The organism is Enterobacter sp. DC1, assembly GCF_000568075.1.
Classification (GTDB): domain Bacteria; phylum Pseudomonadota; class Gammaproteobacteria; order Enterobacterales; family Enterobacteriaceae; genus Enterobacter; species Enterobacter asburiae.
In genome coordinates, this window is sequence record NZ_AZUA01000004.1 from 17,597 (window position 1) to 42,260 (window position 24,664).

Below are 24,664 nucleotides of genomic sequence, written 5' to 3' on the forward strand. Positions count from 1 at the left end.
CAGATTCCGCGTTACTTAATTGCTTGCGTATTGATTCAGGACACCCGTCCCAGCGCGCGTTTCACCGGGCCAAAACTGCGCCGGTGGTGTTCGGTTGCGCCATGTTCAGCCAGCCTTTCCAGGTGGAAAGGTGTGGGATACCCCTTATGCTGGGCGAAACCATACTGAGGGTAAGTGAGATCCAGCGCGGCCATTTCGGCGTCACGCGTCACTTTGGCAATAATAGAAGCGGCGCTAATTTCTGCGACCCGGCTATCGCCTTTGACGACCGCCATTGAAGGCATGGGCAGTGCCGGACAGCGGTTTCCGTCAATCAGGACATATTCCGGGGAAATTTTCAGGCCCGCTACCGCACGCTGCATCGCCAGCATCGTGGCATGCAAAATATTCAGCTCGTCTATTTCATGCGGTTCAGCACGTCCCAGGCTCCAGGCCAGCGCCTTCTCCTGAATCTCACTAAACAGCGCCAGACGGCGCTTTTCTGACAATTTTTTAGAGTCGTTCAGCCCGATAATCGGGCGAGCCGGATCGAGGATCACCGCGGCGGTCACCACGGCTCCGACTAACGGGCCACGGCCCACTTCGTCCACGCCCGCCACAAGGCGAGTGTGAGGATAAACAAATTCCATCATTTTGCTAGCTCCAGCACCGCATCAGCCGCTTGCTCATCGGCATTACAGCGGATCAGTTGATGCAGTTCGCGGAAGGTATCGTGCATCTGGTGGCTGGTCTTACCGTTGGCGAGCAGCGGCAGTAGCGCATCGGCAAGCGCCTGCGGCTGGCACTCATCCTGCAGCAGCTCTTTCACCAGCTCGCGTCCGGCAAGCAGGTTTGGCAGGGAGACATAATCCGTTTTCACCAGACGTTTTGCCAGCCAGAAGGTGAACGGCTTCATGCGATAACCGACCACCATAGGGCATTTCGCCAGCATGCACTCCAGCGCCGCCGTACCGGAGGCCAACAGCGCGGCATCGCTCGCATACATCGCTTCCCGCCCTTTCCCGTCCAGAAGACGGACGTGAAGATCCGGGGCGACTTCCGCTTTGATGCGCTCAAACTGCTCGCGGCGTTTGGCATTTACCAGCGGAACAACCACTTCAAGATCCGGATAGGTCTGGCGAAGAATTTGCGCTGTTTTGAGGAAATCGGCGCTCAGCATCTCCACTTCTGCACCACGGCTGCCTGGCAGCAGTGCCAGACAGTGCACATCATGCGGGATGCCCAGCGCGTCGCGCGCCGCGTTTTTATCCGGATCCAATGGCATCGCATCCGCCATGGTATGACCGATAAAACGGCACGGAACATTAAATCTGTCGTAAAACGCTTTTTCGAAAGGCAGGAAAGCCAGCACCAGGTTGGTGGACCGTCCGATTTTGAAAACGCGTTTCTGTCGCCACGCCCAGACGGACGGACTGACGTAGTGAATGGTTTTAATGCCCTGCTTTTTCAGATTACCTTCGAGGGTAATGTTGAAATCAGGCGCATCGATACCGACAAACACATCGGGTTTGAGTTCGGTAAAACGACGGGTGAGATCGGCGCGGATGTGCAGCAAACGGCGTAGCCGTCCCAGCACCTCAACGATGCCCATCACGGCGAGCTCTTCCATTTCATACCAGGCTTCACAGCCTTCGGCCTGCATCAGCGGACCAGCAACGCCGACAAAGCGAGCATTGGGTACACGCGCCTTAAGCGCGCGGATGAGACCGGCACCAAGAATATCGCCGGAGGTTTCTCCGGCGACCAGGGCTATCGTAAGCGGACGACTGTCGACCATTAACGAATCAGACCCCTTGTTGAACGGTCAAAGAATTCCATGAACGCGTTCACTTCCGGGTGCTTATTCGCCAGCTCGGCAATTTCCGGCTTCGCCTCTTCCAGCGTTTTACCGCTACGGTACAGCAGTTTGTACGCGTTGCGGATGGCAGTAATCGCTTCGCGACTAAAACCACGACGCTTGAGGCCTTCGATGTTCACGCCAAACGGCGTGGCATGGTTGCCCTGCGCAATCACATACGGTGGAACGTCCTGCGCCACACCGGAGCATCCGCCTACCATCACGTGCGCACCAATGATGCAGAACTGATGGACTGCGGTCATGCCGCCAATAATTGCGAAGTCATCAACCGATACGTGTCCTGCCAGCGTTGCGTTGTTGGCAAGAATACAGCGGTCACCCACGGTACAGTCGTGCGCGATATGCGCATTAACCATAAACAGGTTATCGCTGCCCACCTTCGTCAACCCACCACCTTGTACTGTTCCACGATGAATGGTGACGCTTTCGCGAATACGGTTACGATCGCCAATTTCCAGACGGGTCGACTCACCAGCATATTTCAGATCCTGGTTAACTTCGCCGATGGAGGCGAACTGATAGATCTCGTTATTGCAGCCAATGGTCGTGTGACCATTCACGACAACGTGAGATTTCAGTACTGTACCCTCACCAATTTCGACATGGGGTCCAACAATACAAAACGGGCCAATGTGGACGTTAGCGCCAATGATGGCACCGGTTTCCACAATAGCAGTAGGATGAATAAAGGCGGATTTATCAATCACGTATCAGGACTCCCGGCTACGAGCACACATCATCGTCGCTTCGCAAACAACTTTGCCGTCAACCAGCGCTACGCCTTTGAAGCGAGTCAGGCCACGACGCGTTTTTTCAAAAGTGACTTCCATGATCATCTGATCACCAGGCACGACAGGGCGCTTAAAGCGCGCTTCATCAATACCCGCGAAGTAATACAGCTCACCTGGCTCCAGTTTGCCGACGCTTTTAAACGCCAGAATACCGGTAGCCTGAGCCATCGCTTCCAGAATCAACACACCCGGGAAGATAGGCTTACCAGGGAAGTGCCCCTGGAAGAACGGCTCGTTCACGGAAACATTTTTCACTGCGCGCAGAAAACGACCTTCTTCAAAATCCAGCACACGGTCTACCAGCAGAAACGGGTAGCGGTGCGGCAGAAGTTCTAAAATCTCTTCAATATGCAGAGTATGAGTGTCAGTAGTCAAAATACTCTTCCTGTCAAAATGTACTGATAACAATAATAACACGGCCTGCCGGTTTATTAGAAAGCCGACAGGCCGGGAAAAATAGCGTTCAACGGATGACGCTTAATCTTGTTGATCGATCTTACGCTCAAGAGACTTGAGGCGCTTGCTCATATCATCAATATTCATCACCAGAGCTGCTGTTTTACGCCATACCTTGTTGGGTTGTAGCGGAATACCTGAAGAATAGACGCCAGGTTCAGTGATAGGACGCATTACCATGCCCATTCCCGTCACGGTGACCTTGTCGCATATTTCCATATGGCCATTAATCACGCTCGCGCCGCCAATCATGCAATAACGGCCAATTTTCAGGCTGCCTGCCATGATGACGCCACCCGCAACCGCGGTATTGTCGCCAATCACAACGTTATGCGCAATCTGGCACTGGTTATCGATGATAACACCATTGCCAATGATCGTGTCGTCAAGCGCGCCACGGTCAATGGTGGTACAGGCACCGATCTCTACGCGATCGCCAATAATAACGCGACCAAGCTGCGGGATCTTAACCCAGTTACCGCGATCGTTAGCGTAACCAAAGCCGTCAGAACCAATCACGGTGCTGGACTGGACAAGGCAATTTTCGCCAATTTCAACATCATGATAAACGGACACATTGGCCCATAAACGGGTCCCGGCGCCGATTTTCGTATTTTTCCCAACGAAGCAGCCCGGGCCAATGACGACGTTATCGCCCAGAACAACGCCGGATTCGATAACCGCATTTGCGCCAACGGCGACGTTGCTACCAAGCCTGGCCGTCGCGTCAATCGCTGCACTGGCAGCAATGTCCTGGGCCGGCTGTGGCGTGGTATCGAGAATTTGAGCCATGCGTGCATACGTCAGGTAGGGGTTTTTCACTACCAGCGCGCTTACAGTGGCAAATGGAAGATCGTCCTGCGTCAGAACAACAGCTGACGCCTGGCATTGAGCCAGTTGCTCACGGTACTTAGGGCTTACCATGAAGGTAATCGTGCCAGCTTTAGCAGATTGCATGGACGCAACAGCGGTGATGACGATATCGCCATCACCGTGTAATTCTGCATCCAACTGCTGAGCTAAATCAGCCAGTCGAATTGAAGGCATTACTTATTTAACCTGTTTCAGAACATCAGCGGTGATGTCTTTAACATCGCTGCCGTTGAAAGCTACAGCGTTCGCATCAACAACCAGATCGATGTTCTGATCGGCAGCCACTGATTTAACAGCAGTCTGAATGCGAGTCACCAGCTTGCCGCGTTCTTCGTTAGAACGACGCTGACGATCCTGCTCGAAAGCCTGCGCTTTCTGAGAGAACGCCTGGCGCTGAGCCATTACGTCTTTTTCCAGCTTGCTGCGGTCGCTTGCTTTCATGGTAGAACCATCACGCTGCAGACGCTGCATTTTGGACTGAAGATCGTTTTCCATACCCTGCAGTTCGCTTGCACGGCCTTTGAATTCGTTTTCCAGAGTCGCAGAAACACCCGTTTTCTGTGCAACCTGCTGGAACAAATTACCCATGTTGACGATTGCAATTTTGTCTGCTGCCTGAGCAGAAGTTGCCATCGCTAAACCGAGACCTGCAGCTAATAACCACTTTTTCACAATTAACTCCTTACCATCCCATTGGCACCAGAAGGTACCGTTCTTTGCGTGGCAAGGCGACCGTGTTACCGATCGCCAGTTGTCAGCGCTACACTGCCAACGCATTCCTTTGCAGCGGATTATTACCAGGTTTTACCAATGTTAAACTGGAATTGCTCCGACTTATCTCCATCATATTTCTTAAACGGCTGGGCGTAGGAGAAGACCAACGGCCCCAGCGGTGACATCCATTGTAATGCGATACCGGCAGACATGCGAATATTGCTCGGATCGCTGTAGTCAGGAATGCCTTCTGCGCGCATCTGGGCAGTATTCTGCCAGTTGGTATCCCATACGGTACCGGCATCCCAGAAGAAGGACGTACGGACCGAGTTCGCGTATTTATCACTGATAAACGGCGTTGGCGTGATGAACTCCAGGCTGGCAACGGCCATGGCGTTACCGCCCACCGCGTCATTGGAGCTACAGACTTCGGACGAGGAAGTCTTATTACAGTTATCTTTGTCGTTTCCGCCGTAGTAAACCGCTTTAGGACCAATGTTGTTGGACTGGAAACCACGAACGGTGCTGGAGCCACCCGCATAGAAGTTTTCATAGAATGGCAGTTCTTTGCCACCCAGACCATCGCCATAGCCCCAACGGGTACGACCCAGAACCACCCACTTGTGATCGTCATCGATCGGGAAGTAGGACGCGGTATCCAGCGTGACCTTATAGAACTCGTTATCGGAACCCGGCACGGTAACTTTACCGTTCAGGTTGACGCGAGAACCTTCCGTTGGGAAGTAACCACGGTCAAGACGGTTATAGGTCCAGCCGTAGTTAAAGGTGAAGTCATCCGCCGCGAAGCCATTGTCATGGCCACTTTTGCTGGTTGACTGGCCGATAGAGTCCAGATAACGCCACATCGCCACCTGCGGTTGCATGTTGGACAGGTCGTTATGCACGTAGCCTAAGCCCGCACGCAGGGTGTTGTATTCGTTAACCGGGAAGCCAAGCGTACCGTCTACACCGTAACTCTTGTTGGTGTATGAAGACAGATCCGCGTCATCTGCTTTAAAGTCGTTATAGAAGATACGACCGCCCAGGCTCACACCGTCTACGGTGAAGTATGGGTTCGTCACAGAGAACTCAGAGTAGGTCTGGTAGTCGTTTTTGGTGCCGTTAATACCGACAGAGTAACCCGTACCCAGCCAGTTATCCTGCTGCACGCCGACCTGGAAGCTAACGCCGCTTTCAGTACCGTAGCCCACACCGAAGTTGAAGCTACCGGTGTTGCGCTCTTTCACTTTATAAACGACATCAACCTGATCCGGGCTGCCCGGTACGCGCTGGGTATCGGTATCCACCGTTTCAAAATAGCCCAGACGGTTCAGACGCTCTTTACCCTGATCAACGAGGTCGCTTCCCAACCATGCGCCTTCCATCTGACGCATTTCGCGGCGCAGAACGGAATCTTTGGAAGTGTCGTTACCGACGAAGCGGATCTTACGCACGTAGAAACGGTTGCCCGCATCAACATTCACGTGCAGCTTGACGGTTTTATCCGCGTCATTGATTTCCGGCTGAGTCTGTACGCGCGGATAGGCATAACCATAGCGGCCGAGCAGCTTCTTAATGCTGTCTTCCATTTTGGTTACTTTAGAACCGCTGTACAGGTCGCCCGGCTGAATTTTGGTCAGCGATTCGATTTCAGCAGAATGCCCCGCAAGGTTACCACTCACCTCAACACCAGAAAGCTTGTACTGCTCACCTTCAGTGATGTTAACCGTAATGTAGATACCTTTCTTGTCCGGAGTCAGACTGACCTGAGTCGAGTCGATGTTGAAACGTGCATAGCCACGATCGAGATAGTAGCTGCGCAGGGTTTCAAGGTCGCCCGCCAGTTTCTGTTTCTGGTATTTGCGATCGCCTACCACGTTCCACCATGGCACTTCATCGCGCAGCTGGAAGGTGGAGATCAGTTCGTCGGTGCTGAACGCGTGGTTGCCGACAATGTTGATCTGCTGGATCTTCGCAGAAACACCTTCCTGGAAGACCAGCTTCAGGTCAACACGGTTGCGCGGCAGCGGAGTGACAACCGCTTTCACGCTGGCACTGTATTTACCGACGCTGTAGTAGAAGTCTTCCAGACCTTTTTCAATGTCTGAAAGGGTTGTGCGGTCCAGGGATTCACCCACACGAACACCGGATGCTTCAAGATTCTGCTTGAGCATGTCATCTTTCACCGACTTGTTACCGGAGAAAGTGATACTGGCGATCGTCGGACGTTCTTTTACCTGTACCAGCAGCGTATCACCATCGCGCAGGACGCGGACGTCCTCAAAGTTGCCGGTGGCAAACAGAGCACGGATGGTGTTACTGATATCATCATCATTAACCGTATCGCCGGGGCGTACAGGCATACTGAGGAGGGCCGCACCAACGGCGACACGCTGGAGGCCTTCGAAATGAATGTCTTTCACTACGAACCCGTCAGCACCGTATACGGTGGCGCTGCTAAACAGCAGCGACGCTATGAGCAACTTTTTCATCGCCATCGTTATTATGCGTTCTTCCTAACACTCTCTTACAACCGAGAGAAATCATTGAAAAGTGCAAGCCCCATTAACAGCACCAGCAAAATCGAGCCAATGCGATAACTAAAGTCTTGAACTCGCTCGGATACCGGTCCGCCTTTTAGCTTTTCAATCGCTAAAAACAGCAGATGACCCCCGTCTAAAACGGGAAGCGGGAACAGGTTGATTATCCCAAGGTTCACGCTAATGAGCGCGAGGAACATGAGATAGTAAATCACCCCGAATTCCGCTGACATCCCAGCCCCCTGAGCAATCGAAATTGGCCCACTGAGGTTGTTCAGTTTCACATCACCGGTTATCAATTTCCCCAACATGTTGACCGTCAGCTTCATCAGTTGCCATGTTTTATCCGTGGCTTCAAGGATGGCGCTGAACGGCCCATACTGGCGTATTGTCTTGTACTCATCTGGCAGCGGGATCACTTTCGGCACAACGCCTGCGAACCCTTCTGCCTTTTTGCCGACCGACTTCGTATCCGGGATCAGCGTCAGCGAAAGCGGACTGCCCTGCCTTTCAACTTCCAGCGCGAGAGACGTTCCCGGATTATCGCGCACCAGAGTAACAAAGGTCATCCACTCTGTTAATGGTTGACCATCGACTTTAACGATCCTGTCGCCCGCTTGCAAACCCGCTTTGCTCGCCGCCGAATTTGCCTGTACTTCGGCTAACACCGGCTCAATCTGCGCGCCGCGTGGACGAATGCCCAGCGCAGCGACGGGATCCTCTTTGTCCGGCTCGAAACGCCAGTGACGTAAATCGAGTACTTTGTCCTGACGCGTATCTGAACCAAACGGCGATACGCTGATGGTGGTCTGCGGATCGCCAATTTTAGCTACCAGCTGCAGTCGCACGGCATCCCAATCAGGGGTTTCGATGCCATCAATCGCTTTAAGTTCCATCCCGGATGTAATTTGCGCACTTGCCGCGATGGAGTTGGGGGCAATTTCACCCACCACCGGACGTACGCCAGGGACACCGATGATAAACACCAGCCAGTAAGCGAAAATCGCAAAGATGAAGTTGGCTACCGGTCCGGCAGCAATGATGGCGGCGCGTTGTCCAACGGTTTTATTGTTGAATGCGCTGTGTCGCAGCTCAGGAGCGACAGGCTCGACGCGTTCGTCGAGCATTTTGACGTAGCCGCCCAGCGGGATAAGGGCAATGACAAATTCCGTGCCGTGGCGGTCGGTGCGCGTCCAAAGTGATTTACCAAAACCGATGGAAAATCGCTCTACGCGCACGCCACAGCGGCGAGCAACCCAGAAATGGCCAAATTCATGCACGGTAATCAGTACACCCAGTGCAACAATGAACGCCGCCAGATTCCAGAGAATGCTCAGCATAAAACCTTCCGTTAAATCGTCCCGAATACCAGTAAAAGCAAACACGCAAACACTGGAACAGCCGCTGTAAGGCTATCAATGCGATCCAGTATACCGCCATGCCCTGGAATCAGGTGTCCGCTGTCCTTAATCCCTGCTTCACGCTTAAACATACTTTCGGTTAAATCACCGAGCACGGAGGCAAGCGCAGCAAAAATCGAGCACACCAGCAGTATTGACGGTGCCACTTCAAGATTCGCCCAGACGCCGTAGCCCCAGGAGATGATCGCTGCCGTAAACAGGCCGCCGATGAATCCTTGCCAGGTTTTGCCCGGGGAAACCTTCGGTGCCAGCTTATGTTTGCCAAACAGTTTACCAAACATATAGGCCCCGGAGTCAGCCCCCCAGACCAGAATCATCACATAAAGCAGCCAGATCGCACCGCTGTAGTGGTTTTCGTCGTAGTGCCACGCTCGCAGCGCAACCATACCCCAGAAAAAAGGAATAATTGTGAGCAAGCCAAAAATCAGTCGCAGCACTTTTGAATTACGCCACAATGACGCGGAACCTGGATAAAAAAGAACCAGCAACAGCGCGGCAACCCACCAGGCCAGCGATATCCACAAGGAACCGGCAACCAGGGGCTGATGAATATCATGGTGATATTCAGGCAACGTAAACAGCATTATGGCCAGGATAAAGCCACAAAGTACCGCAAGCCATACTCGCTGAGTGCGCGAGGTAAAGCCGCTAAACTGTCCCCATTCCCACGCGGCGAGCATGCACACCACCAGCGTGACAATAGCGAATCCCACCGGGGGCAGTAAAAACAGCGCCGCAATGACAATGGGTATTAATACAAAAGCGGAAATCAGGCGATACTTCAGCAAAAGCTACCCCCATCAGGCTTTGTCGCCACCAGGCTCGGTGCCGCCGAAACGACGCTCTCGATTGGCAAAGGCATGCAGCGCACCTTCAAAGTCTTGTTCATCAAAATCGGGCCAAAGAACATCCGTAAAGTAAAGTTCGGCATAGGCAATTTGCCATATCAAAAAGTTACTTATGCGATGTTCCCCCCCTGTCCTAATTACCAAATCCACAGGTGCCTGTTCATTCATGCAGATTTGCTTGCTCAGCGCCTCTTCATCAATTTGGTCGGGTCTCAACAGCCCTTCCTGAACCTGTTCGGCCAGATGCCGAACGCCCTGGATAATATCCCAGCGTCCGCCGTAATTCGCCGCAATATTCAGCGTCAAACCGGTATTATTTTCCGTCAGCGCTTCAGCTTTGCGAATCCGTTCCTGCAAACGTGAGTTGAAACGACTGGTATCGCCAATGATACGCAGGCGGACGTTATGGCGGTGCAGGCTTTTTACTTCGCTGTCTAGCGCCCACACAAACAATTCCATCAACGCAGTCACTTCCTGCAGAGGTCGATTCCAGTTTTCACTGCTAAAAGCATAGAGCGTTAACGCATCAATGCCGTTGTTGGCGGCAAAAGAAACGGCGCGGCGAACGGATTTCGCCCCCGCTTTATGCCCAAAGGCTCGTATCTTCCCTTGTCTTTTCGCCCAGCGGCCATTGCCATCCATAATGATTGCTACATGACGGCAGCCATGAGCTGGCAAATTTTCGCTTATTGGTTGATTCGCAGACAACATAACGCGTTTTTTGTCCCTGAAAAGGATTTAACGGTACTCAGGAATACTGAAGCCTATACATAAAAAAGCCGTGTCAAACCACGGCTCACCTGACCACATTAAGTCAAATACCTGCGATCAGGTGGCGCAGACTATATCACTGAAGCCCAACGCTAACAAATAGCACGACGACTAGTGCTTGCTTTATCACCAGCTTGCGAGACGTGTCACCTGTTGGCGCGCAATATTACGCGCAGCTGCATCCACCGCCAGCACCTCTTCCACGCTTTGTGGTTCGCGCAAATCCATCATCTCCAGTACCGATAAATTAAGCGACGCGATATCGGTAAAACGAATTTGCTGATTCAGAAATGCCTCAACGGTAATTTCATTGGCTGCATTAAGTGCCGTCGTCGCCGCCTGCCCTTGGTCAAAGGCATTCATCGCAAGCTTCAGACAAGGATAGCGGTCGTAGTCTGGTTCACTGAACGTCAGGGAACTTAGCTTGCAGAAATCAAGCGGCTTCACGCCGGATTTCACTCGATTTGGCCACGCCATTGAATGGGCAATCGGCGTACGCATGTCCGGCTCGCCCAGCTGTGCCAGCACGCTGCCATCCTGATAACGCACCATCGAGTGAATCACCGATTGCGGGTGAATCAGTACTTCCATCTGTTTCGCTGACGCATTAAACAGCCAGCGCGCTTCAATGTATTCCAGACCTTTGTTCATCATGGTGGCAGAATCAACGGAAATTTTACGCCCCATCGACCAGTTCGGATGACGGCACGCCTGATCCGGTGTCATCGCACGCAGTTCAGACAGTGGCGTTTCACGAAACGGGCCACCAGACCCGGTAAGCAGAATAGACACCACGCCATTCTGCTCCAGGTCAGCGTACCCCAGGTTCTGTTGAAAAGGTTGCGGTAAACTCTGAAAAATCGCGTTGTGCTCGCTGTCGACCGGCAAAAGACGCGCGCCGCGCTGCTTCACCGCATCCATAAACAGGCGTCCGCAGGTGACCAGCGACTCTTTATTGGCCAGCAAAACATCCTTACCGGCATCAATCGCGGCAAGCGTTGGCAATAATCCTGCCGCCCCGACGATAGCCGCCATCACCTGATCCACCTCATCCAGCGCCGCCATCTCGCAGGCCGCCTGCTGGCCGCTCAGCACTTCGGTTCGGCTGCCCTTTTCACGCAGCTGTGCTTTCAGCAGACGCGCGCTCTCTTCGTCATCCATCACCGCATAGCGGGGCGCAAACTCCAGGCACTGTTCGACCATTCGCTGCACATTCTTACCGGCCACCAGCGCTGTCACGGTGTAAAGTTCAGGATTATGGCGAACGACGTCGAGAGTGTTGCAACCGATAGAGCCGGTTGAGCCGAGGAGTGTTAAATGCTTCATGAGATGCCCGAAAAAAGTTAGACCAGATAAAAGCAAAACGCCGCCAGCAAGACCCGAAGTCCCTCTGAACGGCGTTTATCAGTGTACGACAGAAATCAGAACTGCATCAGTTCCGCTTCTTTTTCTGCCAGCGCCGCATCAATTTTCTTGATGGCCGCGTCGGTCATTTTCTGAATGTCGTCCTGAGAACGACGATCGTCATCTTCGCTGATCTCTTTTTCTTTCAGCAGCGCTTTTACTTTATCGTTCGCGTCGCGACGGACGTTACGCACGGATACACGACCCTGCTCGGCTTCGCCACGAACCACTTTGATCAGATCTTTACGGCGCTCTTCCGTCAGAGGAGGCAGTGGAACACGGATGTCTGCGCCCGCAGAACTTGGGTTCAGTCCGAGGTCAGAGGCCATAATCGCTTTCTCAACGGCCGGGCTCATTGAGCGGTCGAAGACGTTGATTTTCAGCGTACGGGTATCTTCAACCGTCACGCTCGCCAGCTGGCGCAGAGGGGTTGGCGTACCGTAGTATTCTACGATGATGCCATCCAGCAGGCTTGGGGAAGCACGGCCAGTACGGATTTTGCTGATTTGGTTTTTGAACGCTTCTACGCATTTGTCCATGCGTACTTCAGCATCTTTTCTGATGTCGTTAATCACGTTACGAATCCTTGAAAACTTGTCTCAGGCAGACTATCCGCCAGCACAGCGCTACAGGTGTGCTAAGTATAGTCGCGTTTAATTCATGACAACGCCAAAGGCGTGCCCGGGTAAGATACCACTACAAAATAAAGCGGAATCTTACCTGTATTTATCGTCAACGGAAATTATTCCGTGATCAAAGTGCCTTCTTTTTCGCCCATGACCACGCGACGCAGTGCGCCAGGCTTGTTCATGTTGAAGACACGGATCGGCAGTTTGTGGTCGCGAGCCAGCGTGAAGGCGGCAAGATCCATCACTTTCAGCTCTTTATCCAGCACTTCGCTGTAGCTCAGCTGATCGTACATGGTGGCAGAAGGATCTTTTGCCGGGTCGGCAGTAAACACGCCGTCTACTTTGGTCGCTTTCAGTACCACATCGGCTTCGATCTCGATACCGCGCAGGCAGGCAGCGGAATCGGTTGTAAAGAACGGGTTACCCGTACCGGCGGAGAGGATCACCACGCGGTTGTTGCGCAGCAGGCTGATGGCTTCTGCCCAGCTGTAATTATCGCAAACGCCATTCAGCGGAATCGCGGACATCAGGCGGGCATTCACATAGGCGCGGTGCAGTGCATCACGCATTGCCAGGCCATTCATGACGGTTGCCAGCATACCCATGTGGTCGCCCACAACGCGGTTCATCCCCGCTTTCGCCAGACCAGCACCACGGAAAAGGTTGCCACCGCCAATGACCACGCCAACCTGGATACCCAGTTCGACCAGTTCTTTGATTTCCTGTGCCATGCGATCAAGGATGCTTGCGTCAATACCGAAGCCTTCCGATCCCTGCAGCGCTTCGCCACTCAGCTTAAGCAGAATGCGTTTGTACACGGGTTTTGCATTGGTAGCCATGTTTCTTTCCTGAGACTGTCAACGATTAAGATGGGGGTTAATTCTGGCGACATGATATGCCGCAAATCAGCACAGCGATACTGGAGCCTGTCTGATTTCCTGTGACGGGTGACAAAAAGAAGCCGCCCTCAGGCGGCTCCTTTTCAATCATTAAGACTGCTTGGACATTGCAGCAACTTCTGCTGCGAAGTCAGTCTCAACTTTCTCGATGCCTTCGCCCACTTCGAAGCGGATGAAGCCAGTTACGTCAGCATTGTGCTCTTTCAGCAGCTGAGCAACAGACTTGCTTGGGTCCATTACGAATGGCTGGCCAGTCAGAGAAACTTCGCCGGTGAATTTCTTCATGCGGCCTTCAACCATTTTCTCTGCGATTTCTTTTGGCTTACCAGACTGCATCGCGATGTCCAGCTGAACCTGGTACTCTTTCTCTACCACTTCAGCAGACACGTCTTCTGGCTTAACGAATTCTGGTTTGCTTGCAGCGATGTGCATAGCCAGCTGTTTAACCAGCTCTTCGTCAGCGCCTTTAGCCGCAACCAGAACACCGATACGTGCACCGTGCTGGTAAGAGCCCAGAACGTCGCCTTCCAGAGAAGATACGCGACGGATGTTGATGTTCTCACCGATTTTAGCAACCAGCGCAACACGTTCTTCTTCGAACTGTGCTTTCAGAACTTCAACGTCGGTGATTTTACCAGCAACAGCTGCGTCCAGAACTTTGTTAGCAAATGCCTGGAAACCACCATCTTTAGCAACGAAGTCAGTCTGGCAGTTAACTTCCAGAATGATGCCGTAGTTGCCGTCGATCTTAGTGATGATCACGCCGTCAGCAGCAACGTTGCCTGCTTTTTTAGCTGCTTTGATCGCACCGGATTTACGCATGTTTTCGATTGCCAGCTCGATGTCGCCGTTCGCTTCAGTCAGCGCTTTTTTGCAATCCATCATGCCTGCGCCAGTACGCTCGCGCAGCTCTTTTACCAGGGATGCGGTAATTTCAGCCATTCTTAAATCCTCGGGAGATGTGAACTGCCCGGCCGGGGGCCAAACAGTGTAAATTGAAAAAAGGGGCCGGTAATGGGCCCCTATTCATACACGGTACTAATAAGGGGTAAAACCTTATTATTCAGCTTCTACGAAGCTTTCTTCCGCCTGAGAAGCCAGATCCTGGGAACGGCCTTCACGAACGGTAGCAGCTACAGCGCTCAGGTACAGGCTAACAGCACGGATTGCGTCGTCGTTACCCGGGATAACGAAGTCAACACCGTCCGGATCGGAGTTGGTATCAACGATAGCGAATACCGGGATACCCAGGTTGTTAGCTTCTTTGATTGCGATGTGCTCGTGGTCTGCATCGATTACGAACAGCGCGTCTGGCAGGCCGCCCATATCTTTGATACCGCCCAGGCTGTTTTCCAGCTTGTCCAGTTCACGAGTGCGCATCAGCGCTTCTTTCTTAGTCAGCTTGTCGAAAGTACCGTCCTGAGACTGGGTTTCCAGATCTTTCAGGCGTTTGATGGACTGACGAACAGTTTTCCAGTTGGTCAGCATGCCGCCCAACCAGCGATGGTTCACGAAGAACTGGTCGCAGCTGTTAGCAGCATCTTTCACAGCTTCGCTTGCAGCGCGCTTAGTACCAACGAACAGAATCTTACCTTTACGGGAAGAGATCTTGTTCAGCTCAGCCAGGGCTTCGTTGAACATTGGTACAGTTTTCTCAAGGTTGATGATGTGAACTTTGTTACGTGCGCCGAAGATGAAAGGCTTCATTTTCGGGTTCCAGTAACGGGTCTGGTGACCAAAGTGAACACCAGCCTTGAGCATGTCGCGCATGGAAACAGTTGCCATGTTTAAAACCTCTATATTGAAAGTTGGGGTTATGCCTCCACGTATCCCATATTACCGACCCCGAAGGGCACCCCGGAATATGTGCCGATACGTGTGTGTTGTTACACAAAGTGAGATTTGTCGCCTCCGTCCATTCTGTGTATATGAAATGGATCGGAAGTCCGGCGCGCTTTATACCACAAAACACGACCAGAAACCAACAGTTGTTGGCGGAGTGTGCTGTTAATGATTCTCAATTTGGCACGGAGCGTGCCTGACTGATACCATTGACGACACTTAGACTAGTATTGTCGAAAAAATCGACACCGATGGACAGATTACATGGCTATCTCTATTAAGACACCTGAAGAAATTGAAAAGATGCGCGTCGCCGGTCGTCTGGCCGCGGAAGTGCTGGAAATGATCGAGCCGTTCGTGAAGCCGGGCGTCAGCACCGGTGAACTGGACCGTATCTGTAACGACTATATCGTGAACGAGCAGCACGCGGTTTCCGCCTGCCTCGGCTACCACGGTTTCCCGAAATCCGTCTGCATCTCTATTAATGAAGTGGTTTGCCACGGTATCCCGGACGATGAAAAACTGCTGAAAGATGGCGACATCGTCAACATCGACGTGACCGTCATTAAAGACGAGTACCACGGTGACACCTCAAAAATGTTCATCGTTGGCAAGCCGACTATTCTTGGCGAGCGTCTGTGCAAGGTTACCCAGGACAGCCTCTACCTGGCGCTGAAAATGGTTAAACCGGGTATTCGCCTGCGTACCATCGGTGCGGCAATCCAGAAGTTTGTGGAAGCAGAAGGTTTCTCCGTGGTGCGCGAGTACTGCGGTCACGGCATTGGTCGCGTCTTCCATGAAGAACCGCAGGTCCTGCACTATGACGCAGATGACGGCGGCGTGGTGCTGCAAAAAGGCATGACCTTTACCATTGAGCCGATGGTCAACGCGGGTGACTATCGCATCCGTACAATGAAAGACGGCTGGACGGTGAAAACCAAAGACAGAAGCTTGTCTGCGCAGTACGAGCATACTATTGTGGTAACAGACAACGGCTGCGAAATTATGACGTTGCGCAAGGATGACACCATCCCGGCGATACTGACGCACGATGAATGATAAAAAAGCCGGCAAATGCCGGCTTTTTTAATGGCTATAGCTTTTTCTTATGGGTGGCGCACGATGAGTAATCTTTTACCCGAACAGTATGCTAACACAGCACTTCCCACCCTCCCCGACCAGCCCGATAACCCGGGCGTCTGGCCGTCGCACGAGCTGACCTGCGCGCATATTAAAGCCCATATGGATGTTTTCCATCGCTGGCTGGGCAGCGCGTTCGACGCAGGCGTGTCGGCCGAGCAGCTCATTGAAGCGCGCACCGAATTTATCGACCAGCTGCTGCAGCGCCTGTGGATCGATTACGGGTTTGGGCAAATCAGTGATGTTGCGCTGGTTGCCGTCGGGGGCTATGGCCGCGGTGAGCTGCATCCGCTTTCCGATATCGATCTGCTGATCTTAAGCCGCAAAAAGCTGCCGGACGAACAGGCGCAAAAAATTGGCGAACTGCTGACGCTGCTCTGGGACGTAAAGCTGGAGGTCGGCCACAGCGTGCGTACCCTGGAAGAGTGTCTGCTGGAAGGGTTATCGGACCTGACCGTCGCCACCAACCTGATTGAAACCCGCCTCCTGATTGGCGACGTCGCCCTATTTCTGGAGCTGCAAAAGCACATCTTCAGCGACGGCTTCTGGCCGTCAGAAAAGTTCTTCGCCGCGAAGGTCGAGGAGCAAAACCAGCGCCACCAGCGCTACCACGGCACCAGCTATAATCTTGAGCCCGATATTAAAAGCAGCCCCGGCGGCCTTCGCGACATCCACACCCTGCAGTGGGTCGCCCGCCGCCATTTTGGCGCCACTTCGATGGACGAGATGGTCGGCTTCGGCTTTTTAACCGAGGCCGAGCGTAACGAGCTGAACGAGTGCCTGCACCTGCTGTGGCGCATCCGGTTTGCCCTGCATCTGGAAGTCACCCGCTACGATAACCGTCTGCTGTTCGACCGCCAGCTCAGCGTGGCTCAGCGCCTGAATTATCAGGGCGAAGGCAACGAGCCGGTTGAGCACATGATGAAGGATTTCTTCCGCGTCACCCGCCGGGTGACCGAGCTGAACCAGATGCTGTTGCAGCTGTTCGACGAGGCCATTCTGGCCCTGACGGCGGACGAGAAACCGCGCCCGATTGATGACGAATTCCAGCTGCGCGGCACGCTTATCGATCTGCGCGACGAAACGCTGTTCATCCGCGAGCCGGAAGCGATTCTGCGGATGTTCTATACCATGGTGCGCAACAGCACCATCACCGGGATCTACTCCACCACCCTGCGCCATCTGCGCCATGCGCGCCGTCATCTGACGCAGCCGCTGTGCTATATCCCGGAGGCGCGTTCGCTGTTCCTGAGCATGCTCCGCCACCCGGGCGCCGTCAGCCGCGGCCTGCTGCCGATGCACCGCCACAGCGTGCTGTGGGCCTATATGCCGCAGTGGTCGCACATTGTCGGGCAAATGCAGTTCGATCTGTTCCACGCCTACACGGTGGATGAACACACGATCCGCGTGATGCTCAAGCTGGAAAGCTTTGCGAAAGAAGAGACGCGCTCCCGCCACCCGCTGTGCGTGGAGCTGTGGCCGCGCCTGACTCATCCGGAACTGATCCTGATTGCCGCCCTGTTCCACGATATCGCCAAAGGTCGCGGCGGTGACCATTCGGTGCTGGGCGCGCAGGACGTGCTGAAATTTGCCGAACTGCACGGCCTGAACTCGCGTGAAACGCAGCTGGTGGCCTGGCTGGTGCGCCATCACCTGCTGATGTCGGTCACCGCGCAGCGTCGTGACATTCAGGATCCGGAAGTGATCAAGCAGTTCGCGGAAGAGGTTCAGACGGAAAACCGTCTGCGCTATCTGGTCTGCCTGACGGTGGCCGATATCTGCGCCACCAACGAGACCCTGTGGAACAGCTGGAAGCAGAGCCTGCTGCGCGAGCTGTACTTCGCCACCGAAAAACAGCTGCGTCGCGGGATGCAAAACACCCCGGACATGCGCGAACGCGTGCGCCATCACCAGCTCCAGGCGCTGGCGCTGCTGCGGATGGATAACATTGATGAAGAGGCACTGCATCAGATTTGGGCCCGCTGCCGCGCCAACTATTTTGTCCGCCATAGCCCAAACCAGCTTGCGTGGCACGCGCGGCATCTGCTCAAGCACGATCTGTCCCAGCCGATGATCCTGCTAAGCCCGCAGGCCACCCGCGGCGGGACGGAGATTTTCATCTGGAGCCCGGACCGACCTTATCTGTTTGCTGCGGTCTGCGCCGAGCTGGACAGGCGTAACCTGAGCGTTCACGACGCGCAGATTTTCACCACCCGCGACGGCATGGCGATGGACACCTTTATCGTGCTTGAGCCGGACGGCAGCCCTCTCTCGTCGGACAGGCATGAAGGGATACGTTTTGGTCTGGAACAGGCGATTACCCAGCGCAGCTGGCAGCCCCCGCAGCCGCGTCGCCAGCCGGCGAAATTGCGCCACTTTACCGTCGATACCGAGGTCAATTTCCTGCCGACCCACACCGACCGTAAATCGTTCCTGGAGCTGATCGCGCTCGACCAGCCGGGGCTGCTTGCCCGCGTCGGCCAGGTTTTTGCCGATCTGGGAATTTCGCTCCACGGCGCCCGAATTACAACGATTGGCGAGCGAGTAGAAGATTTATTTATAATCGCGACAGCGGACCGGCGTGCCCTTAATAATGACCTGCAGCTTGAAGTGCAACAACGGTTGACAGCAGCCCTCAATCCAAACGATAAAGGGTGATATGTTTTTTAGTGAAATGGAAAGAGTAAACAATGCAGCAGTTACAGAACGTTATTGAGTCCGCTTTTGAGCGTCGCGCCGAGATTACCCCGGCAAATGTGGATACCGTGACCCGTGAAGCGGTAAACCAGGTGATTTCCCTTCTGGATTCCGGCGCGCTGCGCGTTGCAGAAAAAATCGACGGTCAGTGGGTCACTCATCAATGGCTGAAGAAAGCCGTGCTGCTCTCTTTCCGTATCAACGATAACCAGGTTATCGACGGAGCTGAAAGCCGCTACTTCGATAAAGTGCCAATGAAATTCGCTGACTACGACGAAGCGCGTTTCCAGAAAGAAGGGTTCCGCGTGGTACCGCCTGCGGCGGTTCGTCAGGGCGCATTCATCGCACGCAACACCGTGCTGATGCCATCCTACGTGAACATCGGTGCCTACGTTGACGAAGGCACCATGGTTGACACCTGGGCGACAGTCGGTTCCTGCGCGCAGATCGGTAAAAACGTTCACCTGTCCGGCGGCGTGGGCATCGGTGGTGTTCTGGAGCCACTGCAGGCTAACCCGACCATCATCGAAGACAACTGCTTCATCGGCGCGCGCTCTGAAGTGGTTGAAGGCGTGATCGTTGAAGAAGGTTCCGTGATCTCCATGGGCGTTTACATCGGCCAGAGCACCCGTATTTACGACCGTGAAACCGGCGAAGTTCACTACGGTCGCGTTCCGGCGGGCTCCGTAGTGGTTTCCGGCAACCTGCCGTCAAAAGATGGCAAATACAGCCTGTACTGTGCGGTTATCGTGAAGAAAGTGGATGCGAAAACGCGCGGTAAAGTGGGCATCAATGAATTGCTGCGCACCATCGATTAATCGGGTATAACAAAAAGCGGGGGCAACCCCGCTTTTTTTATATCTGAGGGTGGCGAAAATAGATTTTTTCGTTAATTATTCAAAGGTTATGTTGAGATCAAGGGTACCGCTATGTACGATAATCTGAAAAGTCTGGGCATTACCAATCCTGATGAAATTGATCGTTACAGCCTCCGTCAGGAAGCCAATAACGATATTCTGAAAATCTATTTTCACAAGGACAAAGGAGAGTTTTTCGCCAAAAGCGTGAAGTTTAAATATCCACGCCAGCGTAAGACCGTTGTTGCTGACGGCGTAGGACAGGGATACAAAGAAGTACAGGAAATCAGCCCTAACCTGCGCTATGTGATCGATGAACTCGATCAGATCTGCCAGCGCGACCGCACCGAAGTCGATCTCAAGCGTAAGATCCTTGACGATCTGCGTCACCTTGAAAGCGTTGTAACGAATAAGATCAGCGAGATTGAAGCGGATCTTGAGAAATTAACGCGGAAATAAATAAGTCAGGTGCGGCCTGATGCCCTCACCCCGGCCCTCTCCCACTGGGAGAGGGTGAAAACCGCATACAATATTATCTCTGCTCGTCCAGCTGCAGCGCCACATACAGCAGCAGCCTGTCGTCAAAGTTTCCCAGATCCAGCCCCGTCAGCTCTGAAATGCGGTTTAACCGATACTCCAGCGTATTGCGGTGAATAAACAGCGCCTTTGAGGTCGCCAGCGGCTGGACGTTATGGCGGAACCACGCCTGCAGCGTCCGGCGCAGCAGGCCGTTGTTGTCCATGGCTTTCAGACGCGCTAATGGCCGCGCCAGCTCATTGGCCTGCCAGCCCCCGCGCAGGCTGTCGAGCAGCACCGGCAGCATCAGATCCTGATAGAAATAGCTGCGGCTCTCCGGCATCCGCTGCTTGCCCACCATCATGGTGGTGCGCGCGGTACGCCAGGAGCGGGCGATACTGCCCGGCCCGGTAAAGTAGTTGCCCAGCGCAACGCGAAAACGCAGCTGGCCATTCTCCTCCATACGGGAGATCAGCTGCTCCACGCGACGACGATGATCGTCGGCATCCCAGCGGCCGAACGCATTGAGCGCCGGTTTGAGGACCACCATTTCAGTCAGAGAAACGATCGCCACCAGGTTATCGCGCTCCGGCGTCGCCAGCGCGTTTTGCAGCTGCTGCAGCTCGGCCATCGCGCTGTCTACGCCAAGCTGGCCGCTATCGACCTCAATGACCGCCACCACGCGCGGCTGGTTCAGATCGATCCCCAGACGCTGCGCCCATTCGCTGAGCGCAGGCGTATGCTCTTCCGCCTGAATAAGATTCATCACCAGCTCTTCACGCAGGCGGCTGTCCTGGGCAAGCAGGTGCATCAGGCGCGACTGCTCCAGCATCATCTCAGCCGTCATACAGACCAGCTCACCGTATTTTCGCAGTGACTCGGGCTCGCCGGTCAGGCCAATTACCCCCACAATCTCGCCTTCAAGGCGCAGCGGTAAATTAATGCCCTGGCGTACGCCGTGCAGATGTTTCGCTACCGCATCGTCGATATCCACGACCCGCCCCTGGGAAAGCACCAGCAGCGCACCTTCGTGCAATTCCCCAATACGCTCGCGATCGCCGCTGCCAATAATGCGCCCGCGGGCATCCATCACGTTGATATTGGTATCAATGATGCGCATGGTGCGCGCCACGATATCCTGCGCCATTTTGGTATCAAGATGCCAGCCAGCCATAGAACCCTCCCGTGAGCAGAGCTCAAGCATAGGGAAGTTCAGCGACGGCTGCATTGTGCGAATGCACAAAGAGAGAGGGAGAAGTATGGAGTTGTGGCAAGAATCACAGAAAAGAGAAAGCCCCTGCGAACAGGGGCTTCAGAGGATTACTGCATCAGCAGATAAAGAGAGGAATCACCACGCTGGATATTCAGCGCCAGCACGGAAGGCTTGCTGTCGAGAATTTTGCGCAGTTCAGCGATGTTTTTCACCGGCTGCTGGTTAGCGCCCATGATCACATCGCCTTTTTTCAGGCCGATACGGGCTGCCGGTGAATTCGCTTTCACGTTATTCACCACCACGCCTTTGTCTGCGCCTTTATTGCTCATCTCGGCACCTTCAATACCGCTGAAGATGGTGCTGGAATCCACCTGATTCTGGCTGCTCTGCTGCAGCTCCAGGCTCACGTTAACCGGCTTACCGTCGCGCAGCAGGCCAAGGGTCACTTTACTGCCAATCGGCATAGAGCCCACTTCGGCACGCAGGGCGGCAAAGCTGCTGATCGGCTTACCGTTCAGGGAGGTGATAACATCCCCCGCTTTAATGCCCGCTTTCGCCGCGGAGGAGTTCGGCATCACCTGGCTGACGAATGCCCCGCGCTGGGCGTCAACTTTCATCGCCTTAGCCAGTTCGGAGTTCAGCTCAGTCCCGAGGATACCCAGCTCGCCGCGTTTCACCTGGCCATACTGGACCATCTGGGCGGTCAGGTTTTTCACCATGTTACTTGGGATAGCAAAGCCGATCCCGATGTTGCCGCCGTCCGGTGCCAGGATCGCGGTGTTGATACCGATCAGCTCACCGTTCAGGTTCACCAGCGCACCGCCGGAGTTACCGCGGTTGATCGCCGCATCCGTCTGGATAAAGTTTTCGTAGTTTTCCGCGTTCAGGCCGCTACGACCCAGCGCTGAGACGATACCCGAGGTCACGGTTTCACCCAGACCGAACGGGTTACCGATCGCCACGGTATAGTCGCCCACGCGCAGCGCGTCAGAGTCGGCAATTTTAATCGCCGTCAGGTTTTTCGGATCCTGGATCTGGATCAGCGCGATGTCGGAGCGCGGGTCTTTACCCACCACTTTCGCGTCGAACTTGCGGCCATCGCTCAGCTGAACCTTAATGCTGTTAGCGTTATCGACAACATGGTTATTGGTGACGACGTAGCCTTTCGCCGCATCAATAATTACCCCCGAGCCAAGCGCCATGAATTTCTGCTGCTGGCCGCCGCCCTGGCTGTCATCCCCGGTACCGCCGCCCTGACAGAACGGAGAGCTCTGGAATGGCGAACCGTCCTGGCAGAACGGCGAGTTGTCGCCGAAGAACTGCTGGAAGTTACGCGGCATACGCGGCGTATTGACGGTCGTGCTGCCCTCAACGTTAATACTCACCACCGATGGCATCACTTTTTCGAGCATCGGTGCCAGGCTTGGCATCTGCTGCGCGGTTGCCGACGACGACGCGGTCTCGGCTGCAGTAGCAGTCAGAGGAGACAGCGCTAAACCTAAACTCAGAGCCAGTGCACTCATTGCTAATGTGGTTTTTTTCATGTTTCTCAATCTCGATTTACAGGTAACGCAAAATTGCTGTGTAACTCAGATTCGTTTTATACCGCTTAGTTCCGGCGATAAGTTTATGGAAAAGGTAAAAATTTATTGGCCGTCTTTACAAAACTCCGGGATTATTCCACCGCCATCAGCTTGCGGTATTCATCCCAGGCATACAAATCCGTCATGCCGCTGATATAGTCCTGGATAAGACGGCAGCGATAATAATATTCCATCACCGGCCATTCGGGAGAGTTGCGTTCCAGCTTGCCAATCGCTTCAACATACGCCAGACGATGCCGGGTTGAGAGTTTCTGATAAAGCCGCGATTCGATAGGTATTCTGCGCACGCGCTCGTGTTCCACAAGCTCGCTAAATTCGTCGACCGACAGCTGGAGCAACGGGGAATAAATTTCCAGTAACCCACTGATTACCCGATAGCCCTGCAGCTCTAACTGCTCGACATCCGGATGGCTGAATACATGCCGCATCGCCACCTGTTTATAAAGCTCAAGGAGTTGACTGAAGCTGCTGTCATCTTCCAGCAGCGCGTGGTTGAATTCCCCGCTGAAAATGAGCGGCAAATTATCAATAAAACGCGACGCCGCATACGGCACCAGTTTATTTAATGTATTGACCCGCAAATACATAAAGAACTGGTCTTCCGTACTGCGGCTTAATGTATTTGAGCGCGATTTTTCCCAGGCATTTTCGACAACCTGCGCAAACAGCGAGCCTTTTTCATGGGCACCCCAGGCCGCATGAAGATGCTGATAAAGCTCCTCGACGCTGAAGATTCTTTTCTCAACGGCATCTTCCAGATCGGCCACGCAATAGGAAATATCATCGGCGGCTTCCATAATCCAGGTCAATGGAAAGCGGCCGTTTGGCGTCAATGAAAGTTCTTTACGTAGCCGTTCAATATAGGCCTCTTCGGAAAGGTAATAGCCCGGTTTTTTCATTAAATAACTGTGGGACGCGGACGTCTCCCCCATCCACCACGCGGGGCGGGTATATTTCAGAATGCAGCCGACCTGGGCCCAGGTCAGGTTCATGCGCATCAGGGAATGAACCAGCCGGATCCCCTGCGCGTTGCCCTCGAAGTGACACAAATCCTGGCGCACTTTGCGGCGCAGATCGTTCAGCCGCTCTTCACCTTCACGCAGGCGTAAATCGCGTACGATGCAGCGGTCATCGCTGAGGGGCTGGCTTACCGCATCTGAAGGATAAAGCCGCTGCTTAAACCAGTCATTGATAGCCGCCTCACCAAAGTGGCCGAAAGGCGGGTTGCCGATGTCATGCATCAGGCAGGCCATCTCAACAATGCTCTCGAAGGGCCCCGTCAGCTCGTCCAGACCATAGGCTTCCAGTAAACGCTGCTCTTTGAGACGGCTCAAAATCTCTTTGGCAATGTAGCGCCCAACCTGCTGCACTTCCATCGAGTGGGTTAAGCGCGTGCGCACCGCGGCGTTACGCTCCAGCGGGAACACCTGGGTCTTTTGCTGCAAGCGCCTGATAGCGGGCGAGTTAATGATCCTCCCGCGATCGCTTTCGAAGATACGCAGGATCTCATGTTCGCTCTTGTCGCCCTGCGGCGAACGGAAACGTCGGTGCCAGTTAATTTTGGTGCGAAAATCGATTGGTGCCATGTGCT

22 protein-coding genes are annotated in these 24,664 nt (G+C 53.9%); 4 read left to right on the forward strand and 18 right to left on the reverse strand.

Annotation, left to right across the window (positions count from 1 at the left end; genetic code table 11):
- Window positions 1–35: 35 nt before the first annotated feature.
- From rnhB to rpsB, 15 genes are all read right to left on the reverse strand, one after another.
- On the reverse strand, window positions 36–632 hold the full coding sequence (gene rnhB, locus P346_RS08535; protein ID WP_024907528.1) for a ribonuclease HII: 597 nt from the start codon (window positions 630–632) through the stop codon (window positions 36–38).
- Window positions 629–1,777 carry a lipid-A-disaccharide synthase gene (gene lpxB, locus P346_RS08530; RefSeq protein ID WP_023334578.1) on the reverse strand — a complete coding sequence of 383 codons (1,149 nt, stop codon included), beginning with the start codon at window positions 1,775–1,777 and terminating at the stop codon, window positions 629–631. The genes rnhB and lpxB overlap by 4 nt, the downstream gene beginning before the upstream one ends.
- The gene (lpxA, locus tag P346_RS08525; protein ID WP_023310462.1) at window positions 1,777–2,565 is read right to left on the reverse strand and encodes an acyl-ACP--UDP-N-acetylglucosamine O-acyltransferase; all 789 of its coding nucleotides are present in this window, start codon (window positions 2,563–2,565) and stop codon (window positions 1,777–1,779) included. Before lpxA ends, lpxB begins: the two co-directional genes overlap by 1 nt.
- 3 nt (window positions 2,566–2,568) lie before the next feature.
- Complete coding sequence (gene fabZ, locus P346_RS08520; protein ID WP_010426706.1) at window positions 2,569–3,024, reverse strand: 3-hydroxyacyl-ACP dehydratase FabZ; 456 nt, start codon at window positions 3,022–3,024, stop codon at window positions 2,569–2,571.
- A gap of 102 nt (window positions 3,025–3,126) precedes the next feature.
- A complete protein-coding gene (gene lpxD / locus P346_RS08515) occupies window positions 3,127–4,152 on the reverse strand; it encodes a UDP-3-O-(3-hydroxymyristoyl)glucosamine N-acyltransferase (protein WP_029741199.1) in 1,026 nt (341 codons plus the stop codon).
- A 3-nt stretch (window positions 4,153–4,155) separates the two neighbouring features.
- The gene (gene skp, locus P346_RS08510; RefSeq protein ID WP_029741200.1) at window positions 4,156–4,650 is read right to left on the reverse strand and encodes a molecular chaperone Skp; all 495 of its coding nucleotides are present in this window, start codon (window positions 4,648–4,650) and stop codon (window positions 4,156–4,158) included.
- A gap of 122 nt (window positions 4,651–4,772) precedes the next feature.
- Window positions 4,773–7,190: an outer membrane protein assembly factor BamA gene (bamA, locus tag P346_RS08505; RefSeq protein WP_032660588.1), complete on the reverse strand. Its 2,418-nt coding sequence runs from the start codon at window positions 7,188–7,190 to the stop codon at window positions 4,773–4,775.
- A 29-nt stretch (window positions 7,191–7,219) separates the two neighbouring features.
- Window positions 7,220–8,572, reverse strand: coding sequence for a sigma E protease regulator RseP (rseP, locus tag P346_RS08500; RefSeq protein ID WP_023310458.1), 1,353 nt, complete (start codon window positions 8,570–8,572; stop codon window positions 7,220–7,222).
- 11 nt (window positions 8,573–8,583) lie between these two features.
- Window positions 8,584–9,441, reverse strand: coding sequence for a phosphatidate cytidylyltransferase (gene cdsA, locus P346_RS08495; RefSeq protein ID WP_032660590.1), 858 nt, complete (start codon window positions 9,439–9,441; stop codon window positions 8,584–8,586).
- Window positions 9,442–9,453: 12 nt separating this feature from the next.
- A complete protein-coding gene (ispU, locus tag P346_RS08490; protein WP_024907522.1) occupies window positions 9,454–10,212 on the reverse strand; it encodes a (2E,6E)-farnesyl-diphosphate-specific ditrans,polycis-undecaprenyl-diphosphate synthase in 759 nt (252 codons plus the stop codon).
- 186 nt (window positions 10,213–10,398) lie between these two features.
- Window positions 10,399–11,598, reverse strand: a complete 1,200-nt coding sequence (gene ispC, locus P346_RS08485) for a 1-deoxy-D-xylulose-5-phosphate reductoisomerase (protein ID WP_032660592.1) — start codon at window positions 11,596–11,598, stop codon at window positions 10,399–10,401.
- A gap of 95 nt (window positions 11,599–11,693) precedes the next feature.
- Window positions 11,694–12,251 carry a ribosome recycling factor gene (frr, locus tag P346_RS08480; protein WP_003856180.1) on the reverse strand — a complete coding sequence of 186 codons (558 nt, stop codon included), beginning with the start codon at window positions 12,249–12,251 and terminating at the stop codon, window positions 11,694–11,696.
- Window positions 12,252–12,418: 167 nt separating this feature from the next.
- Entirely contained in the window at window positions 12,419–13,144 is a 726-nt protein-coding gene (pyrH, locus tag P346_RS08475) for a UMP kinase (RefSeq protein WP_008501910.1), read from the reverse strand.
- A gap of 150 nt (window positions 13,145–13,294) precedes the next feature.
- Window positions 13,295–14,146, reverse strand: coding sequence for a translation elongation factor Ts (gene tsf, locus P346_RS08470; protein WP_014882627.1), 852 nt, complete (start codon window positions 14,144–14,146; stop codon window positions 13,295–13,297).
- Window positions 14,147–14,263: 117 nt separating this feature from the next.
- Window positions 14,264–14,989 (reverse strand): 30S ribosomal protein S2, encoded by a 726-nt coding sequence (gene rpsB / locus P346_RS08465; protein WP_003856207.1) that lies wholly within the window; start codon window positions 14,987–14,989, stop codon window positions 14,264–14,266.
- A 321-nt stretch (window positions 14,990–15,310) separates the two neighbouring features.
- Here rpsB and map point away from each other — a divergent pair, with 321 nt between their 5' ends.
- The 4 genes from map (at window position 15,311) to P346_RS08445 (ending at window position 20,199) form a co-directional block, all read left to right on the forward strand.
- Window positions 15,311–16,105 (forward strand): type I methionyl aminopeptidase, encoded by a 795-nt coding sequence (gene map / locus P346_RS08460; RefSeq protein WP_029741203.1) that lies wholly within the window; start codon window positions 15,311–15,313, stop codon window positions 16,103–16,105.
- A gap of 63 nt (window positions 16,106–16,168) precedes the next feature.
- On the forward strand, window positions 16,169–18,844 hold the full coding sequence (glnD, locus tag P346_RS08455; RefSeq protein WP_029741204.1) for a bifunctional uridylyltransferase/uridylyl-removing protein GlnD: 2,676 nt from the start codon (window positions 16,169–16,171) through the stop codon (window positions 18,842–18,844).
- Window positions 18,845–18,876: 32 nt separating this feature from the next.
- On the forward strand, window positions 18,877–19,701 hold the full coding sequence (gene dapD / locus P346_RS08450; protein ID WP_008501915.1) for a 2,3,4,5-tetrahydropyridine-2,6-dicarboxylate N-succinyltransferase: 825 nt from the start codon (window positions 18,877–18,879) through the stop codon (window positions 19,699–19,701).
- 111 nt (window positions 19,702–19,812) lie between these two features.
- Window positions 19,813–20,199: a DUF3461 family protein gene (locus tag P346_RS08445; RefSeq protein ID WP_014168696.1), complete on the forward strand. Its 387-nt coding sequence runs from the start codon at window positions 19,813–19,815 to the stop codon at window positions 20,197–20,199.
- A gap of 73 nt (window positions 20,200–20,272) precedes the next feature.
- Here P346_RS08445 and cdaR read toward each other — a convergent pair whose 3' ends face one another.
- From cdaR to dgt, 3 genes are all read right to left on the reverse strand, one after another.
- Window positions 20,273–21,430, reverse strand: a complete 1,158-nt coding sequence (gene cdaR / locus P346_RS08440; RefSeq protein ID WP_023310452.1) for a DNA-binding transcriptional regulator CdaR — start codon at window positions 21,428–21,430, stop codon at window positions 20,273–20,275.
- Window positions 21,431–21,576: 146 nt separating this feature from the next.
- The gene (gene degP, locus P346_RS08435; RefSeq protein WP_032660596.1) at window positions 21,577–23,013 is read right to left on the reverse strand and encodes a serine endoprotease DegP; all 1,437 of its coding nucleotides are present in this window, start codon (window positions 23,011–23,013) and stop codon (window positions 21,577–21,579) included.
- 131 nt (window positions 23,014–23,144) lie between these two features.
- Complete coding sequence (gene dgt / locus P346_RS08430; RefSeq protein WP_032660599.1) at window positions 23,145–24,659, reverse strand: dGTPase; 1,515 nt, start codon at window positions 24,657–24,659, stop codon at window positions 23,145–23,147.
- Window positions 24,660–24,664 lie beyond the last annotated feature (5 nt).